The organism is Mesobacillus sp. S13 (assembly GCF_020422885.1).
In the GTDB taxonomy this organism is placed as follows: Bacteria; Bacillota; Bacilli; order Bacillales; family Cytobacillaceae; genus Mesobacillus; species Mesobacillus selenatarsenatis_A.
Genome location: NZ_CP084622.1, coordinates 229,287 through 247,113, shown reverse-complemented (window position 1 = coordinate 247,113; position 17,827 = coordinate 229,287). Strand labels below are relative to the sequence as shown.

Sequence of the window (17,827 nt, the reverse complement as noted above, 5' to 3'; positions counted from 1 at the left end):
AAAATCGCAAATAATCCACAAAAAAGCCCCGATTTAAAAACCGGGACTTTTTGTTCACATAGTTATTCACATAGTAAAGACTGATTTATAGCTTATCCAGATAGTTTTCCACATTATCCACAAAAACAGCTGATTTTATCCACATTATACACAGATTAACATCTAAAACACTAACATATCCACAGAAGAGTCTGACAACATTTTTTTCTCTTGCGACTTTAGTTGTGGATAGTAATCTCTAGACCTGGATTTCCATTCAAAGTTAAATCAGCTCGCTGGCCTTTTTCATACATAACACTTCCTGCAGCAGCAATCATGGCAGCATTATCTGTGCACAAAGACAATGGAGGAATAACAATTTCCACATCCGAATCTACAAATTCTGTGGATAGTTTTTCTCTCAATCCCTTATTCGCTGCAACTCCTCCAGCAAGAAGAACCTGTTTTACTCCGTACTCCTTAACAGCTCTTTGTGTTTTAGTGACAAGTACATCGATCACACTTTCCTGGAAACTAGCTGCAAGGTCTTCAGGCGCTATTTCCTCGCCTCGCTGCTGGGCATTATGCACAACATTGATAACAGCAGACTTCAAACCGCTGAAACTAAAATCATAAGAGCCTTCTTCGAGCCATGCACGTGGCAAGTCAATCGTTGCCTTTCCTTCATGGGCAAGCCTGTCAATATGTGGACCACCCGGATATGGAAGATGCAATGTCCTTGCTACCTTGTCATACGCTTCCCCTGCAGCATCATCTCTTGTCTCGCCTATTACCTCGAAATGACCGTGTTCTTTCATATATACGAGCTCAGTGTGCCCGCCAGATACGACTAGTGACAGCAGCGGGAAGTTCATTTCAGCAATTAGACGGTTCGCATAGATATGGCCCGCAATATGATGGACGCCAACGAGTGGTATTCCATTCGCAAACGCCAGTGCTTTGGCAGCATTAACGCCGATCAATAAAGCGCCTACTAGACCTGGGCCTTCTGTAACAGCAATCGCATCCAGGTCCTTTACATCAACCTTTGCCTGGGCTAAAGCTTCCTCTAAAACAAGAGTGATCTGTTCAACATGATGCCTAGAAGCGATTTCAGGTACAACGCCGCCAAAGCGCTTATGGCTCTCAATCTGAGAAGCGACGACATTCGCAAGAATCTCCCGTCCATTTTTCACAATCGCAACAGCCGTTTCATCACAGCTCGTCTCTATTCCCATTATTAATTGGTCTTTTGTCATTATAAATTCACCCACATTACTAAAGCGTCTTCCATATTGTCTGTATAATATTGTTTCCTAATAGCTCCTTCTTCGAATCCGAACTTGCGATACAAATTTTGAGCCCTCACATTGCTGACCCTGACTTCTAGAGTCATCCTCATTGCATCCATTTCGCGGGCAAGCTCCATGACCTTAGCCATCAGAGCCTTACCCAGCTTCAATCCCCTGTATTCCGGAAGCAAGGCGATATTCGTGATATGTGCTTCATCAACGATAATCCACACTCCACAATAGCCAACTACTTTTTGATCCACTTCCACAATCAGATATTGTGCAAACTGATTCTTCGTCAACTCATTGAAAAAAGCTTCCCTGCTCCATGGTATAGTAAAGGAATTAACCTCTACCTCCATCACTTCATCCAGATCATCTACCGTCATATGCCGGAACGTTATCGTTTTATTCATCTTCTCTTCCCACTTAATTTTTAGTCTCTTGCGCTTTCAGCCAGTTAGCCTCTGCTTCCGCCAGGCGGATATAATTAGGAACAAAAGTATGAAGGTCAACACCATCTTTATCCCGTCCCAATAATGCAAGCTCTGCTGGTCTAGGGTTCAACTCAGTGACAGCTGCAAAAACTGCCTTATCACCAAGCTCCTCCTTAATGACCTCTTCATGGAGTTTCAAATCATTGCTCGTGAATAATATCCTGCTGTCCATTTCATTCAATTGTTTTACCCAATCTGCTGACATGACAAGCCGATCATTTTTTACAGTCTCCAATAATTGATTCTCAAACTTATATAACCCAGTATAAATCTGTCCTCTCCTTGCATCAAAGAAAGGTGAAACATACCCATCAAAATACCTTCCAGCGGATGCCGCTGCCACTTCAAGGCTAGATACTCCTGATAACGGAATCTTCAAGCTCCAGGCCATTGTTTTAGCAATGGTCACTCCAATCCTTACACCAGTGTAGGAACCAGGACCCTCGGCAACTACAATCTTTGATAATTCTGCCGGCTTAATATTACATTCTTCCATCAATGTCTGGATCGCCGGCATGACCCTTACCGAATGATTCTTCTTTATATTGGAGATATACTCTCCCATAACGGTCTCACCATCAAGCAAGCCAATCCCCAGGACATAATTGGACGTATCGATTGATAATACCTTCATTTAAAATATCTCCTTACACAATTCTTCATATCGATTGCCCTTTGGCTCAGCAACGATTCTTCTGGCACCATCTTCATCAAGATATAATTGAAGAAGCAATAGCTCTTCAGGCAGCTGGGCTTCAATCAAATGAGCCCATTCCACAACCGTCACACCATTACCTTCAAAGTATTCTTCAAAACCAAGATCTTCAAACGCATCTTCCACTCGATACACATCCATATGATAGAGAGGGAGGCGCCCCTGGTATTCCTTGATGATCGTAAATGTCGGACTGTTCACATTCCTCGTGATCCCCAATCCTTCGGCAAGACCCTTTGTGAAAGTCGTCTTTCCTGCACCTAAATCGCCTTCGAGCGCAATGACATCTCCTGCTTCAAGTAGACCAGCCAGCCTTTTAGCAAAATCCATTGTATCTTCCGGCTGCTTTGAAATGTATTGATATGTAGCCATATATATATCACCTAACTAATAATCAGATTTATAATGATAAGCCCAATCGCCTTGGTTAGCTCCGATCATCGCTGATCTTATATAAAGGAAAACGTATAGTTTCCTTTAAAAGATAAAAAACCTTAGGATGCCTCCTAAGGATGACGATTCTATATGTAGTTTACACGATTTATCAAGGACGGGCAAAAAAACCAACTACTTTTCTTTTTTAGGCAATAAAAAAAACGAAACCCTGTTTCGTCCTGATAATCTACCAAAATATTAAAATGGCGGTCCCGACCGGGATCGAACCGGCGATCTCCTGCGTGACAGGCAGGCATGTTAACCGCTACACCACGGGACCAATATGTATAAAAAGATGGATTATTGCGGGGGCAGGATTTGAACCTGCGACCTTCGGGTTATGAGCCCGACGAGCTACCGGGCTGCTCCACCCCGCGTCGATAATAATATATTATTTTAAATAAATAATATGTAATCCATTAAATTGTTCAAACAGCCCGGCGGCGTCCTACTCTCACAGGGGGAAACCCCCAACTACCATCGGCGCTGAGAAGCTTAACTTCCGTGTTCGGTATGGGAACGGGTGTGACCTTCTCGCCATCGCCACCAGACAATTTTTAAGGACAATATTTATTATACTGCCTTTTATGCATTTTTCAAGAGGTAATTTTTTTTGCTGTCGCAAAAAATTTATTCCCTCAAAACTAGATAATGTGTAAGAAGAATTTCAAGAAAAACGAATGATCTATTTGGTTAAGTCCTCGAACGATTAGTATCAGTCAGCTCCACACGTCACCGCGCTTCCACCTCTGACCTATCAACCTGATCATCTTTCAGGGTTCTTACTAGCTTGCGCTATGGGAAATCTCATCTTGAGGGGGGCTTCATGCTTAGATGCTTTCAGCACTTATCCCGTCCGCACATAGCTACCCAGCGATGCCTTTGGCAAGACAACTGGTACACCAGCGGTGCGTCCATCCCGGTCCTCTCGTACTAAGGACAGCTCCTCTCAAATTTCCTGCGCCCACGACGGATAGGGACCGAACTGTCTCACGACGTTCTGAACCCAGCTCGCGTACCGCTTTAATGGGCGAACAGCCCAACCCTTGGGACCGACTACAGCCCCAGGATGCGATGAGCCGACATCGAGGTGCCAAACCTCCCCGTCGATGTGGACTCTTGGGGGAGATAAGCCTGTTATCCCCGGGGTAGCTTTTATCCGTTGAGCGATGGCCCTTCCATGCGGAACCACCGGATCACTAAGCCCGACTTTCGTCCCTGCTCGACTTGTAGGTCTCGCAGTCAAGCTCCCTTGTGCCTTTACACTCTGCGAATGATTTCCAACCATTCTGAGGGAACCTTTGGGCGCCTCCGTTACTCTTTAGGAGGCGACCGCCCCAGTCAAACTGCCCACCTGACACTGTCTCCCGCCCCGATCAGGGGCGTGGGTTAGAATTTCAATACAGCCAGGGTAGTATCCCACCGACGCCTCCACCGAAGCTGGCGCTCCGGTTTCTCAGGCTCCTACCTATCCTGTACAAGCTGTACCAAAATTCAATATCAGGCTACAGTAAAGCTCCACGGGGTCTTTCCGTCCTGTCGCGGGTAACCTGCATCTTCACAGGTACTATAATTTCACCGAGTCTCTCGTTGAGACAGTGCCCAGATCGTTACGCCTTTCGTGCGGGTCGGAACTTACCCGACAAGGAATTTCGCTACCTTAGGACCGTTATAGTTACGGCCGCCGTTTACTGGGGCTTCGATTCAGAGCTTCGCGTGAGCTAACCCCTCCTCTTAACCTTCCAGCACCGGGCAGGCGTCAGCCCCTATACTTCGCCTTGCGGCTTCGCAGAGACCTGTGTTTTTGCTAAACAGTCGCCTGGGCCTATTCACTGCGGCTCATCCGGGCTATTCACCCAAATGAGCACCCCTTCTCCCGAAGTTACGGGGTCATTTTGCCGAGTTCCTTAACGAGAGTTCTCTCGCTCACCTTAGGATTCTCTCCTCGCCTACCTGTGTCGGTTTGCGGTACGGGCACCTTTTATCTCGCTAGAGGCTTTTCTTGGCAGTGTGGAATCAGGAACTTCGGTACTATATTTCCCTCGCTGTCACAGCTCAGCCTTCACGCAAGCGGGATTTGCCTCACTTGCAGCCTAACTGCTTAGACGCGCATATCCAACAGCGCGCTTACCCTATCCTCCTGCGTCCCCCCGTCGCTCAAACGATAAAGAGGTGGTACAGGAATATCAACCTGTTGTCCATCGCCTACGCCTTTCGGCCTCGGCTTAGGTCCCGACTAACCCTGAGAGGACGAGCCTTCCTCAGGAAACCTTAGGCATTCGGTGGATGGGATTCTCACCCATCTTTCGCTACTCATACCGGCATTCTCACTTCTAAGCGCTCCACCAGTCCTTACGGTCTGACTTCAACGCCCTTAGAACGCTCTCCTACCACTGACATCTAAGATGTCAATCCACAGCTTCGGTGATACGTTTAGCCCCGGTACATTTTCGGCGCAGAGTCACTCGACCAGTGAGCTATTACGCACTCTTTAAATGGTGGCTGCTTCTAAGCCAACATCCTGGTTGTCTAAGCAACTCCACATCCTTTTCCACTTAACGTATACTTTGGGACCTTAGCTGGTGGTCTGGGCTGTTTCCCTTTTGACTACGGATCTTATCACTCGCAGTCTGACTCCCACGGATAAGTCTTTGGCATTCGGAGTTTGTCTGAATTCGGTAACCCGATGAGGGCCCCTAGTCCAAACAGTGCTCTACCTCCAAGACTCTTACAACGTGAGGCTAGCCCTAAAGCTATTTCGGAGAGAACCAGCTATCTCCAAGTTCGATTGGAATTTCTCCGCTACCCACACCTCATCCCCGCACTTTTCAACGTGCGTGGGTTCGGGCCTCCAGTTGGTGTTACCCAACCTTCACCCTGGACATGGGTAGATCACCTGGTTTCGGGTCTACGACCACATACTCATTCGCCCTATTCAGACTCGCTTTCGCTGCGGCTCCGTCTTCTCAACTTAACCTTGCATGTAATCGTAACTCGCCGGTTCATTCTACAAAAGGCACGCCATCACCCATGAACGGGCTCTGACTACTTGTAGGCACACGGTTTCAGGATCTCTTTCACTCCCCTTCCGGGGTGCTTTTCACCTTTCCCTCACGGTACTGGTTCACTATCGGTCACTAGGGAGTATTTAGCCTTGGGAGATGGTCCTCCCAGCTTCCGACGGGATTTCTCGTGTCCCGCCGTACTCAGGATCCACTCAGGAGGGAACGAAGTTTCAACTACAGGGTTTTTACCTTCTCTGACGGGCCTTTCCAGACCACTTCATCTACCCCGTTCCTTTGTAACTCCATGTAGAGTGTCCTACAACCCCAAGAGGCAAGCCTCTTGGTTTGGGCTATGTCCCGTTTCGCTCGCCGCTACTCAGGGAATCGCGTTTGCTTTCTCTTCCTCCGGGTACTTAGATGTTTCAGTTCCCCGGGTCTGCCTTCAATACCCTATGTATTCAGGTAAAGATACTGTTCCATTACGAACAGTGGGTTTCCCCATTCGGAAATCTCCGGATCAAAGCTTACTTACAGCTCCCCGAAGCATATCGGTGTTAGTCCCGTCCTTCATCGGCTCCTAGTGCCAAGGCATCCACCGTGCGCCCTTTCTAACTTAACCTAAAAGGTCATTTCTCTAATTGAATAGAGAGAAAACTAAAATGGCGATCACTCGGTTTTTCTTGGTTCTTCTTACTTACGATTATCTAGTTTTCAAGGAACAAAAAAGCTTTGAGAGAATTGCTCCCTCAAAACTAAACAAACAAGCTAGTCAACAGTACGAACCAGAAGGTTCGCATTCCGATTGCCATTACGGCAATATCCTTAGAAAGGAGGTGATCCAGCCGCACCTTCCGATACGGCTACCTTGTTACGACTTCACCCCAATCATCTGTCCCACCTTAGGCGGCTGGCTCCAAAAGGTTACCCCACCGACTTCGGGTGTTACAAACTCTCGTGGTGTGACGGGCGGTGTGTACAAGGCCCGGGAACGTATTCACCGCGGCATGCTGATCCGCGATTACTAGCGATTCCGGCTTCATGCAGGCGAGTTGCAGCCTGCAATCCGAACTGAGAATGGATTTATGGGATTGGCTCGACCTCGCGGTTTTGCAGCCCTTTGTTCCATCCATTGTAGCACGTGTGTAGCCCAGGTCATAAGGGGCATGATGATTTGACGTCATCCCCACCTTCCTCCGGTTTGTCACCGGCAGTCACCTTAGAGTGCCCAACTGAATGCTGGCAACTAAGATCAAGGGTTGCGCTCGTTGCGGGACTTAACCCAACATCTCACGACACGAGCTGACGACAACCATGCACCACCTGTCACTCTGTCCCCCGAAGGGGAACGCCCTATCTCTAGGGTTGTCAGAGGATGTCAAGACCTGGTAAGGTTCTTCGCGTTGCTTCGAATTAAACCACATGCTCCACCGCTTGTGCGGGCCCCCGTCAATTCCTTTGAGTTTCAGCCTTGCGGCCGTACTCCCCAGGCGGAGTGCTTAATGCGTTTGCTGCAGCACTAAAGGGCGGAAACCCTCTAACACTTAGCACTCATCGTTTACGGCGTGGACTACCAGGGTATCTAATCCTGTTCGCTCCCCACGCTTTCGCGCCTCAGCGTCAGTTACAGACCAGAGAGCCGCCTTCGCCACTGGTGTTCCTCCACATCTCTACGCATTTCACCGCTACACGTGGAATTCCGCTCTCCTCTTCTGCACTCAAGTTCCCCAGTTTCCAATGACCCTCCCCGGTTGAGCCGGGGGCTTTCACATCAGACTTAAGGAACCGCCTGCGCGCGCTTTACGCCCAATAATTCCGGACAACGCTTGCCACCTACGTATTACCGCGGCTGCTGGCACGTAGTTAGCCGTGGCTTTCTGGTCAGGTACCGTCAAGGTACCGGCAGTTACTCCGGTACTTGTTCTTCCCTGACAACAGAGCTTTACGACCCGAAGGCCTTCATCGCTCACGCGGCGTTGCTCCGTCAGACTTTCGTCCATTGCGGAAGATTCCCTACTGCTGCCTCCCGTAGGAGTCTGGGCCGTGTCTCAGTCCCAGTGTGGCCGATCACCCTCTCAGGTCGGCTACGCATCGTTGCCTTGGTGAGCCGTTACCTCACCAACTAGCTAATGCGCCGCGGGCCCATCTGTAAGTGACAGCCGAAACCGTCTTTCAGCTTTCCCTCATGTGAGGGAAAGGATTATCCGGTATTAGCTCCGGTTTCCCGAAGTTATCCCAGTCTTACAGGCAGGTTGCCCACGTGTTACTCACCCGTCCGCCGCTGATCTTCAAAAGCAAGCTAATGAAGATCCGCTCGACTTGCATGTATTAGGCACGCCGCCAGCGTTCGTCCTGAGCCAGGATCAAACTCTCCAAGAAAGAGTTATGAGTTAGCTCATAAAGTTAAAACGTTGGCTCATGTTCTTCTATAATAGAAGCCATGATAATTTATTGTTTGTTGACGCTTGTTTGTTTAGTTTTCAAAGAGCAATGAAATTGGAGCGGGTGAAGAGAATCGAACTCTCATCATCAGCTTGGAAGGCTGAGGTTTTACCACTAAACTACACCCGCATATAAAGTTGAATTGCTGAATGGTCGGGAAGACAGGATTCGAACCTGCGACCCCTTGGTCCCAAACCAAGTGCTCTACCAAGCTGAGCTACTCCCCGTTATTGAAGAAAAATAATGGCGCGCCCGAAAGGAGTCGAACCCATAACCTTCTGATCCGTAGTCAGACGCTCTATCCAATTGAGCTACGGGCGCATATAGTATTGATAGCAACTTTTATATATTATCACACCCGATAAAGGATGTCAATAACTTTTTTGGTGCGGCCGAGAGGACTTGAACCTCCACGGGGTTGCCCCCACTAGGCCCTCAACCTAGCGCGTCTGCCATTCCGCCACGACCGCATAACATGACAGGTTTAAATCTTAACTGATTCAAGCACATTAATCAACAGGTAATTAATGGTGCGGGTGAAGGGAGTCGAACCCCCACGCCTTGCGGCGCCAGATCCTAAGTCTGGTGCGTCTGCCAATTCCGCCACACCCGCATATTCACATTGTTCCTTTTTTCGCTGGAGCGAATTAAGGAAGATTATTTCGCTAGTGCGAAAATATCATGGTGAGCCATGAAGGACTCGAACCTTCGACCCTCTGATTAAAAGTCAGATGCTCTACCGACTGAGCTAATGGCTCAAAAAATGGCTGGGCTAGCTGGATTCGAACCAACGCATGACGGAGTCAAAGTCCGTTGCCTTACCGCTTGGCTATAGCCCAATAAAAATGGCGGTCCCGACCGGGATCGAACCGGCGATCTCCTGCGTGACAGGCAGGCATGTTAACCGCTACACCACGGGACCAGAGGAAATATCATATGTTTTAAAATGGTGACCCCTACGGGATTCGAACCCGTGTTACCGCCGTGAAAGGGCGGTGTCTTAACCGCTTGACCAAGGGGCCATATTAAAAGGTTCTGGCGGAGAAGGAGGGATTTGAACCCTCGCGCCGGTTACCCGACCTACACCCTTAGCAGGGGCGCCTCTTCAGCCTCTTGAGTACTTCCCCATACCTTTAAAATTAATGGCTCCGCAGGTAGGATTCGAACCTACGACCGCTCGGTTAACAGCCGAGTGCTCTACCACTGAGCTACTGCGGAAAAATAGTATTTGTTCTTTCAAAAGTTACCCTTAGCCGACTGTCCTCATCTCAGGACGCTTATCCAAGAAGCGGCTCGATGAGTACAACTCGCAGTAAAATCGGAGATGATATCGCTCGTTGCTCTACCACTGAGCTACTGCGGAATAACTTTATTTTTTTGTGCCGTTGTCTTATCGACTCTTACTATTATAGGGAGGTGCCCACTAAAAGTCAAGGGTGTTTTAAATAAGTTTTTCATTTCTTTTTTAGAAGCCTACAAAGCCTTATTCTACAGTCATTTCTTTTACTTTTATCAGCTTTCCTCGGCATTTTCCACACACATATTTCGAGGTATTGATAGATCTTTTGCGGCGATAGATCAACTTACATTCGCTGCACTGATAATAAATGAATTTCTGTTTCACCCTTCTTTTCTTTTCTTCCGGAAGCACTGAACAAAATCTCGGGGCATCTACCTTTTTCAACAAATCTCTAAAGTCTTTATCGCGATGCTTGTATCCTTTTCCTTCTATATGAAGGTGGTAATGGCATAGCTCATGTTTGATAATCCCAATGAGTTCAGCTTCACCCAGCTGCTCAAAATACTTTTTATTAATTTCGATATTGTGGCTGCTTAGCATGTATCGTCCGCCGGTTGTCCGGAGTCTGGGGTTGAAGAATGCTTTATGCCGGAATGGTTTCTGGAAGTATTCCTTGGAAATCAACACGACAAGATCGTGTAATTCTTGATCAGTCATCTGCAAAACGCCTGCCTTTTAAAGAAACATGACAACCTATTATAGCATATATTAATGTTACCTTTTAACGTATTATCTTAAGGAGGTATTGCTCTATGCCTGTCTGGTTTCAAAATCAAATGAAACGAGCCTTCTATGAGAAAAACAGATATCAAATCAAACTTCTAAACCAATGTTGGTACTTTTATAGAAAGAAACATGGGTCAAATGATTAAAAGACTGCAGGGTCTCCTGCAGTCTTTTGTATTATGCCTGGTCAGGCTTCAGCATTGTCAAAGCGACTCGACCTTTCTTCTGGTCGACACTATCCACCCAAACAGTAACGACGTCCCCGACGGAGACAATATCAAGGGGGTGTTTTACGAATCGGTTGCTTAGCTTCGAGATATGGACAAGCCCATCTTGTTTTACCCCGATATCAACGAAGGCTCCGAAGTCTACCACATTTCGTACAGTACCTTGAAGTTCCATTCCTGTTTTCAGATCCTCAAGCTTCAATACATCCTTTTTCAATAGCGGTGCTGGAAGCTCATCACGCGGGTCCCGTTCAGGTCTTACAAGTGCATCTATAATATCTTTCAGTGTAAGTTTGCCGATTCCTAATTCATCTGCTGTTTGGTCGATGTTGATTTTTGCGAGAGCATCCTTTAAGGCTGGAGTCCCTAAATCCTTAGATTTAAAGCCAAGGCTCTCGAGTAATTGTTTTACCTCACCGTAACTTTCCGGGTGGATGCCCGTTCGATCTAGAGGTTCCTTTCCATCAATTACACGCAGGAATCCAATTGCCTGTTCATAGGTTTTGGCTCCAAGTCGCGGAATTTTTTTCAGCTGCGTCCTGCTAGTAAACTTTCCTTCTTCCTCACGTTTCTTCACGATGTTATTGGCTACTGTTTTGGAAAGGCCAGATACATACTGCAATAAAGAAGATGAAGCTGTATTTACATTGACTCCTACCTGGTTAACTGCTGTCTCAACAACGAATGTCAGAGATTCAGATAGCTTTTTCTGGCTGACATCATGCTGATACTGGCCAACACCGACGGATTTCGGGTCGATTTTAACAAGTTCAGCAAGTGGGTCCTGCAATCGTCGGGCAATTGAAACCGCGCTTCGCTCTTCAACCTGGTAATTAGGAAATTCTTCACGAGCAAGGTCTGACGCGGAATAGACACTGGCACCCGCTTCATTGACAATGAGATAGTAAATCTCCTTATCCATTTCTTTCAGTATATCCGACACGAATTGTTCCGTTTCCCTGGATGCAGTACCGTTGCCGATTGCAACCATTTCTACGTCATACTCTTTTAGGACCTTAACGAACTTATCCTTAGCTTCCGTATTTTTCGAGCCAGAGGTATGCGGGTAAATGACGCCGATTGAAAGAACTTTTCCCGTTTCATCTACAGCAGCCAACTTGCAGCCTGTTCTGAATGCAGGGTCAACTCCCAGGACCACCTTCCCTTTTAAAGGTGGTTGCAAGAGCAATTTTCGGAGGTTTTCCGAGAAAATATGAATTGCTTGCTCTTCGGCCTTTTCTGTCAGTTCGTTCCTGATCTCACGTTCGATTGATGGCTGAATCAGTCGCTTATATGCATCTTCGATTGCCTCTGTTACTGCAGAAGCTGTGATCGAATGATTTTTAGTAATCCACTTGCGCGTCAAATAGGTCATGATGACATCTGTTTTCGGCTTTATTGATACCCTTAACAGATCTTCTTTTTCACCGCGATTGAGGGCAAGGATTCGATGCGGTACCACTTTATTGACTGGCTCGGAATACTCGTAATACATCTCGTATACATTTTTCTCATCCAGCTCTTCATTTTTCACTGAAGATTCGATAGAGCCAGACTTAAAAGTTTCATTCCGGATCCACTTGCGGCTGTCTGCGTCATCGGAAACAATTTCGGCAACAATGTCTTTCGCACCGGCAAGTGCCTCTTCAATAGATTCTACACCTTTTTCTTCCGATAAAAACTCCTGTGCTTTTTCTTCAAGACTACCGTTTACCGGAAATTCCAGCATCCACTGAGCAAGCGGTTCAAGACCTTTTTCTTTGGCAACAGTCGCTTTCGTCCTTCTTTTTTGCTTGTATGGACGATACAGGTCTTCTACTTCCTGTAGCTTGATTGCTTTTTCGATGCTTACCTTCAATTCGTCCGTCAGTTTCCCTTGTTCTTCAATGAGCCTGATGACTTCCTCTTTGCGCTGTTCTAAATTCTGTATGTATTGCCATCGGTCAACGATGTCACGGATTTGCACTTCATCAAGGGCACCAGTCATTTCCTTTCGGTAACGGGCTATGAACGGTACAGTGTTTCCTTCATCAATTAATGAAATGACACTTTGCACTTGTTTAGCTGTTAACGATTGCTCTTTGGCAATGATTTTTACATATTGATCTTGCTTATCCATTGTTTGAGTCAAGAGACAATCCTCCATAATCTATATTGTTATTACTGTCACTTTATTAGTGTACCAAAACCGCAGGTAGGTTTACAGTTCGGCTTACAACGAAGGGAATATAACCTCCCGGTCGTCAGCACCAACTTTTATTATAGCCCGCTGTTCCCTACCTTAAAAAACAAAAAGAAGCCCACCGGCTAAAGTAGACTTCCTACAATAAAAGTTGCATCATCCATTGAATTAGCATATTCACTCTTGATTTGTTCTGCGATTGCACCAACCGAGCGGTACCCTTTCAAAATCGTTTTAGCGCCGTGGATATTGTCAAAACCGTCTGAGTAAATCAGGAATTTTGATTCTGGCTCATAAACAAATCTCTGGGTGTGGAACACTTGCGGCTTGCCTGATAAATAACCTGTGACTGGCAATGGATATGTCAGCTTGCCATTCGAGGTATAGAGGAAGAAGCGAATGTTTCCTACGCAGCTGTATACAAACTCACGGCTTTCGAAGTAGACTTTGAAGATTGATACAGCGGCCCCCCGCTTTTGCACTAAGACACTGTTGCAGTATTTCATAAGTGTATCAACATCTTCGTGGTGATGTTGCTCTACTACCGAAACCACTGCCGCAGAAGCTTCATGGGCGTACTGCCCGGACCCTAACCCATCAGCAAGTACACAGACAAAATAATCATCAGTCGCTGTATAAAAATAGCTGTCACCGCACTCTATTTTACCTTCTTTGATTGTCTGGTAAGCATAAAGTTCTATTTTGTCTTTCAACTGTTGGATCATGTAATGTACTCCGAGTTGTTGTTTTCCGCATGAATCGCTTCTTGAAGTTTCTTGATCGCTCTTCTTTGAAGTCTCGATACATGCATCTGTGAAATACCAAGCTTGTCTCCTGCCTCTTTCTGGCTGAGGTTGTCAAGGTAGGTATATTGGATAATTAACTTTTCGCGTTCGCTCAGGACATGGAGCACTTTTTCGAGCACCATTCTTTGATTGATTTTTTCATAGCCTTCATCAATGTTTCCAACGATATCCAACAGGGTAACTGTTCCACCGTCAGAATCAGCTTCAATAGAATGGTCAACAGATAATGCCTGGTAGCTTTTGCCCATTTCCATAGCTTCCAACACTTCTTCTTCGGAAACCTGGAGCGCCTCCGCAATTTCATCCACACGTGGTGAGCGGTGCAGCTGGGTGGTCAGGTCTTCGACTGTCGTCTTGATTTTCGGACCTAGCTCCTTTATTCTTCGCGGTACATGGACGCTCCATGTTTTATCTCTTAAAAATCTTTTGATTTCTCCAATGATGGTTGGTACGGCAAATGCCTCAAAGCTTTTACCGAATGTTTCATCGTATCGGCGGATTGCGCCTAAAAGACCAATCATTCCAACCTGGAAAATATCCTCATGGAATGACCTTCCTTTTGAGTACTTTCTCGCGATTGTTTCGACAAGGTTTTGATAGTGAAGAACCAGCTCATTTTGGGCGTCTGCATCCTCATGCAGCTGGTAGGCTTTGATTAACTCATTAATCTCTTCTTTTGGCCTCTGCTTAGGTTGAGATTGTCTCTGCATCTCTCTCCACCTGCTCTCCTTCTCGGTACTTGGTCATAAAGACCGTGACGCCCTCTTTGTGATGGATTCGAACCTCGTCCATCAAGGTTTCGATCAAATACAGTCCCAAGCCTCCTTCGCGAAGGAATTCCACTGAACTATTCTGGTCATAAGGACCAAGTCCCTGGCGTGCTGAATGGAAATCAAAGCTTTGACCATTATCTGCAACCATCACTTCAAGCTTGTCTTCATACAATCCGAAACCGATGATGACTTCGCCGTTCTCATTGTTTTTATATGCATGCTGAACAGCGTTCGTACAAGCTTCGCTGGTAGCAATCTTTAAATCTTCAATTTCGTCGTAGGTAAAACCCATTCGGCTTGCAATACCAGACAGGGTCAAACGAATGACTCCAACAAATTCCGGTTTAGCCGGGATTTTCATTTCTATATAGTCAAATGACTGGTTCATTGCACTCCACCCTCAATCTGGCTGTTTATATCGATAATATCGGCCAAGCCAGTGATTTCGAAAAGTCTCTGTAAACGCTCGGACAACCCGACGATCTTGAACTCACCGTCATGTGCACGTACGTTTTTGAATACTCCTACAAATACTCCAAGCCCAGTACTATCCATATAATTGACCTCTGAAAGGTCAACAACCATCTTTACGCCCTCTTTTTCGGACAAAGGAAAAAGCTTTTCACGAAGCTGTGGAGCTGTATATGCATCTATTTCGCCACTTACTTTGACTGCTAGCGTTGATTCTTTTTCTTTCACATCTATCGAAATATTCATAAATGACCCACCCTTTACAATTCAATTGCTCTTATGATTTACCCGTTTGAAACCCAATTAAACATCTCTTTTCAAAATGATTAATGTAAAATCATCACGCAATTGGAAATGCTGAAGTTTTTCAAGTTCTCTAAAGATATTATTGACAATTTCCTGAGCATTTAAGTGAATATATTTATTTATATATCCGATTAATGTTTCCTTTTCGATGAAGCCTTCTTCCGTCCTGCATTCTGTTACTCCGTCAGACATCAGGATTACCATATCCCCAGGAAGTATTTCTTTTTCATACTGGGTATACTTCGTCCGCTTGTCCACCCCTAACAGCAAGCCTCTTGCAACTAACTCGGTGAATTCCTTCTTTTTGGAATCATAGTAGAAGCCCGGCTCATGCCCTGCAGATGCATAATAAAAGATGTTGTTTGAAGGATTAAACATTCCATAGAACATCGTGATGAACATACTTGGGTCAACGTTCTGCTCAACGACTCTGTTCAGATTTTCCAGGATGCTGCTTGGGTCAAGCCGGTTTTCTGGCAGACTGTCCATCGCATACTTGATCATGGACATACAGAGAGCTGCCGGAATCCCTTTCCCGATGACATCAGCGATCGCAACACTGATATTATTGTTCTCATCCTGGACAAAATGGAAGTAGTCGCCATTCATATGCTTTGCTGGAACACTGATTGCCCCGATATCAATACCTGGAACTGCCGGGATTTTGGTCCCGAGCAAGGTTTGTTGAACATTGGCGGCAATCTCCATTTCGGACCTTAATTCCTCCTGCTGGTGTCTTAGGCTTTGATGCTCACGGTATGCGATACCATAGCCAATCATTACTTCAAGCAGGATATCAAAAGAATGCATAATATCTTCCGGAAGTTCAGGATACATCTCAAGAAGCAAGCTTTTATGCACGCTGATGATTTCTTCCGGCGCGATCTTGTGTTCAATCGACTTCCGGCTGAATTTCTGCCCTGCATACAATGCTTGTTCTGATTGCTCTTTTATATAATTGTCAAGAATATCCCGATACTTTGATTCCATCATTTCTCGGAAATCCATACTTTCTCCCCCTAACGGAGCCATTTAGTTGCTTTAATCTGTGTTCCTTGTCCGGGTGTTGAGTCTATGTCGAATTCATCCATAAGACGCTTCACTCCGGGAAGGCCGGCTCCTAGTCCTCCTGATGTTGAAAAACCATCTTCCATTACCTGGCGTATTTCTTTTATACCCGGGCCGCTATCTACTGCATTGATTCGCAATCCCGCTTTTCCGCCATCATACAGCTTGTCTATGCAAATCTGTCCTTTTCCGGCGTACAAGTAAATATTCCTGGCCAACTCACTGATGGCAGTGGTGATTCTTGCTTGGTCAACAGTGCCGAACCCAAGCTCTTTCGCAACATTCCGGCCAAGCTGGCGCGCTGCCACGATGTCCCATTCATTAATAATCGTAACGCAGGATTGGATGTCCATTCAGCTATTCCCCCAATTCCTGTTGTAATTTCTCCAAACCTTTTTCTAAATCTAATGCAGTTAGGACATCATCAAGGCCGATCCCTAATTCAATTAGCGTTATGGCAACAGCAGGCTGGATTCCGGTAATGACTACAATCGCACCCATGAGCTTGGACATATTGATGACATCCCCAAGAACCTTGGCGATAAAAGAGTCGATGAAGTCGATTGAGGTTAGATCGATGACGACCCCATTGGCACTTGTCTCATGTATCTTATGGAGCAAATCCTCTTGAAATTGAAGAGCGGTCTGGTCATCAAGCTCCCACTGAATGGAGACCAACAGACAATCATCCAGCTTTAGGATAGGTATTCTCACTTTGCTCCCTCCAATGAAACGATCTTTTTATTTGTCAGCTCAAGAGCTGCTTCGATTCCTTTTTTCAAGTTGTTCTTGGTTGTAAATTGGTTCAGGTCGATGCCCAGGTTGACGATGGTCTGGGCAATTTCAGGACGGATCCCGACCAGCATGCACTTAGCACCAATCAGCCTGACAGCATCCGCCGCCTGGATAATATGATGGGCAACCATTGTATCCACAACAGGTACACCGGTAATATCTATCAGAACTACCTCGGAACGGTGTTTTACCGCACCTTTCAGCAGGTTTTCCATGATTTGCTTTGCCCGCTCCGTATCAATTGTACCGACTAACGGCATCACTGTAATTCCGTCAAATACAGGGATGAGTGGTGCCGAAAGCTCTTGCAAGGCAATTTTCTGAAGGGAAACGGTTCTTTCCCAGGTGGATGAATACACGCTGACGATTTCATTGTTCATCGGCGTTGCCCAGCGATCAAACTCATAAACGATTTCCATCTGGTTCTCCGTCGTCACAATCCCTTCCTTTTGCATTCCTTCAAAAACGATCAAATTAAAGGTGTGAAGACCTTTTGTGACAAACGTCAACGGCCAGCCAAGCCTGACAACCTTTTCGGCAAAATCCGTCAGCCTTTCTTTATACTCTTCGCTCGTGCCCTTGAAATTCGAGATGATCAGGTCAATGAATTCCTTACTCGCAGATTGGAAAACCCGATCTGATACAACGCGGACAACCCGTTCATCTGCTTCTTCCTTCGTTCTATCAATCCATTGATCCAGGATATCCTGTTTATGAGCCTGAATATAATTCGATATAGTTTTATTCATTCCATCCTCCCCATTCTATCACAACAAAATTTTACATTACCCTCATCCGTCCAAATGTAAAC

15 protein-coding genes, 13 tRNA genes and 3 rRNA genes are annotated in these 17,827 nt (G+C 46.0%); 1 reads left to right on the top strand and 30 read right to left on the bottom strand.

Annotated elements, in window-relative coordinates; genetic code table 11:
* Nucleotides 1-218 precede the first annotated feature (218 nt).
* The 21 genes from tsaD to LGO15_RS01300 form a co-directional block, all read right to left on the bottom strand.
* Complete coding sequence (tsaD, locus tag LGO15_RS01400) at nt 219-1,238, bottom strand: tRNA (adenosine(37)-N6)-threonylcarbamoyltransferase complex transferase subunit TsaD (RefSeq protein WP_226086398.1); 1,020 nt, start codon at nt 1,236-1,238, stop codon at nt 219-221.
* Complete coding sequence (gene rimI / locus LGO15_RS01395; protein ID WP_226086397.1) at nt 1,238-1,687, bottom strand: ribosomal protein S18-alanine N-acetyltransferase; 450 nt, start codon at nt 1,685-1,687, stop codon at nt 1,238-1,240. Before rimI ends, tsaD begins: the two co-directional genes overlap by 1 nt.
* Before the next feature lie 13 nt (nt 1,688-1,700).
* Nucleotides 1,701-2,402 carry a tRNA (adenosine(37)-N6)-threonylcarbamoyltransferase complex dimerization subunit type 1 TsaB gene (gene tsaB / locus LGO15_RS01390; protein WP_226086396.1) on the bottom strand — a complete coding sequence of 234 codons (702 nt, stop codon included), beginning with the start codon at nt 2,400-2,402 and terminating at the stop codon, nt 1,701-1,703.
* Entirely contained in the window at nt 2,403-2,855 is a 453-nt protein-coding gene (gene tsaE / locus LGO15_RS01385) for a tRNA (adenosine(37)-N6)-threonylcarbamoyltransferase complex ATPase subunit type 1 TsaE (protein WP_167834459.1), read from the bottom strand.
* Nucleotides 2,856-3,122: 267 nt separating this feature from the next.
* Nucleotides 3,123-3,198 (bottom strand) — tRNA-Asp (locus LGO15_RS01380).
* Between the two features lie 23 nt (nt 3,199-3,221).
* Nucleotides 3,222-3,295: transfer RNA gene (locus LGO15_RS01375), tRNA-Met, on the bottom strand.
* A 58-nt stretch (nt 3,296-3,353) separates the two neighbouring features.
* A 5S ribosomal RNA gene (gene rrf / locus LGO15_RS01370) occupies nt 3,354-3,469 on the bottom strand.
* Nucleotides 3,470-3,607: 138 nt separating this feature from the next.
* Nucleotides 3,608-6,542: ribosomal RNA gene (locus tag LGO15_RS01365) — 23S ribosomal RNA — on the bottom strand.
* A gap of 207 nt (nt 6,543-6,749) precedes the next feature.
* A 16S ribosomal RNA gene (locus LGO15_RS01360) occupies nt 6,750-8,299 on the bottom strand.
* The 16S, 23S and 5S rRNA genes sit together here with 13 tRNA genes alongside, the layout of an rRNA operon.
* Nucleotides 8,300-8,417: 118 nt before the next feature.
* Nucleotides 8,418-8,491 (bottom strand) — tRNA-Gly (locus LGO15_RS01355).
* Nucleotides 8,492-8,512: 21 nt separating this feature from the next.
* Nucleotides 8,513-8,589: transfer RNA gene (locus LGO15_RS01350), tRNA-Pro, on the bottom strand.
* Between the two features lie 17 nt (nt 8,590-8,606).
* Nucleotides 8,607-8,683, bottom strand: a tRNA-Arg gene (locus LGO15_RS01345).
* 63 nt (nt 8,684-8,746) lie between these two features.
* A tRNA-Leu gene (locus LGO15_RS01340) sits at nt 8,747-8,832 on the bottom strand.
* A 58-nt stretch (nt 8,833-8,890) separates the two neighbouring features.
* Nucleotides 8,891-8,975, bottom strand: a tRNA-Leu gene (locus tag LGO15_RS01335).
* A gap of 69 nt (nt 8,976-9,044) precedes the next feature.
* Nucleotides 9,045-9,120 (bottom strand) — tRNA-Lys (locus LGO15_RS01330).
* Between the two features lie 6 nt (nt 9,121-9,126).
* Nucleotides 9,127-9,201 (bottom strand) — tRNA-Gln (locus tag LGO15_RS01325).
* 7 nt (nt 9,202-9,208) lie between these two features.
* Nucleotides 9,209-9,284 (bottom strand) — tRNA-Asp (locus LGO15_RS01320).
* A gap of 25 nt (nt 9,285-9,309) precedes the next feature.
* Nucleotides 9,310-9,384, bottom strand: a tRNA-Glu gene (locus LGO15_RS01315).
* 14 nt (nt 9,385-9,398) lie between these two features.
* Nucleotides 9,399-9,489: transfer RNA gene (locus LGO15_RS01310), tRNA-Ser, on the bottom strand.
* Nucleotides 9,490-9,505: 16 nt separating this feature from the next.
* Nucleotides 9,506-9,580, bottom strand: a tRNA-Asn gene (locus LGO15_RS01305).
* 265 nt (nt 9,581-9,845) lie between these two features.
* Complete coding sequence (locus LGO15_RS01300) at nt 9,846-10,319, bottom strand: SprT family protein (RefSeq protein WP_226086395.1); 474 nt, start codon at nt 10,317-10,319, stop codon at nt 9,846-9,848.
* 95 nt (nt 10,320-10,414) lie between these two features.
* Between LGO15_RS01300 and cmpA the strand changes: the two genes are divergently transcribed.
* Nucleotides 10,415-10,534 carry a cortex morphogenetic protein CmpA gene (gene cmpA, locus LGO15_RS01295; protein WP_167834251.1) on the top strand — a complete coding sequence of 40 codons (120 nt, stop codon included), beginning with the start codon at nt 10,415-10,417 and terminating at the stop codon, nt 10,532-10,534.
* A gap of 31 nt (nt 10,535-10,565) precedes the next feature.
* On the opposite strand, the gene LGO15_RS01290 is transcribed toward cmpA, so the two are convergent.
* From LGO15_RS01290 to LGO15_RS01250, 9 genes are all read right to left on the bottom strand, one after another.
* The gene (locus tag LGO15_RS01290; RefSeq protein WP_226087790.1) at nt 10,566-12,734 is read right to left on the bottom strand and encodes a Tex family protein; all 2,169 of its coding nucleotides are present in this window, start codon (nt 12,732-12,734) and stop codon (nt 10,566-10,568) included.
* Nucleotides 12,735-12,922: 188 nt separating this feature from the next.
* Nucleotides 12,923-13,522, bottom strand: a complete 600-nt coding sequence (locus LGO15_RS01285) for a PP2C family serine/threonine-protein phosphatase (RefSeq protein WP_167834253.1) — start codon at nt 13,520-13,522, stop codon at nt 12,923-12,925.
* Nucleotides 13,519-14,313: an RNA polymerase sigma factor SigB gene (sigB, locus tag LGO15_RS01280; RefSeq protein ID WP_144481156.1), complete on the bottom strand. Its 795-nt coding sequence runs from the start codon at nt 14,311-14,313 to the stop codon at nt 13,519-13,521. Before sigB ends, LGO15_RS01285 begins: the two co-directional genes overlap by 4 nt.
* Nucleotides 14,291-14,764, bottom strand: a complete 474-nt coding sequence (gene rsbW / locus LGO15_RS01275) for an anti-sigma B factor RsbW (protein ID WP_167834254.1) — start codon at nt 14,762-14,764, stop codon at nt 14,291-14,293. Before rsbW ends, sigB begins: the two co-directional genes overlap by 23 nt.
* Nucleotides 14,761-15,093: an anti-sigma factor antagonist gene (locus tag LGO15_RS01270; protein WP_167834255.1), complete on the bottom strand. Its 333-nt coding sequence runs from the start codon at nt 15,091-15,093 to the stop codon at nt 14,761-14,763. Before LGO15_RS01270 ends, rsbW begins: the two co-directional genes overlap by 4 nt.
* Nucleotides 15,094-15,150: 57 nt before the next feature.
* Nucleotides 15,151-16,161: a PP2C family protein-serine/threonine phosphatase gene (locus tag LGO15_RS01265; RefSeq protein ID WP_167834256.1), complete on the bottom strand. Its 1,011-nt coding sequence runs from the start codon at nt 16,159-16,161 to the stop codon at nt 15,151-15,153.
* A gap of 11 nt (nt 16,162-16,172) precedes the next feature.
* Complete coding sequence (locus LGO15_RS01260; RefSeq protein ID WP_041967777.1) at nt 16,173-16,574, bottom strand: anti-sigma regulatory factor; 402 nt, start codon at nt 16,572-16,574, stop codon at nt 16,173-16,175.
* A gap of 4 nt (nt 16,575-16,578) precedes the next feature.
* Nucleotides 16,579-16,935, bottom strand: coding sequence for an STAS domain-containing protein (locus LGO15_RS01255; RefSeq protein WP_041967776.1), 357 nt, complete (start codon nt 16,933-16,935; stop codon nt 16,579-16,581).
* The gene (locus LGO15_RS01250) at nt 16,932-17,765 is read right to left on the bottom strand and encodes an RsbT co-antagonist protein RsbRA (RefSeq protein ID WP_167834257.1); all 834 of its coding nucleotides are present in this window, start codon (nt 17,763-17,765) and stop codon (nt 16,932-16,934) included. The genes LGO15_RS01255 and LGO15_RS01250 overlap by 4 nt, the downstream gene beginning before the upstream one ends.
* Nucleotides 17,766-17,827: the final 62 nt, after the last annotated feature.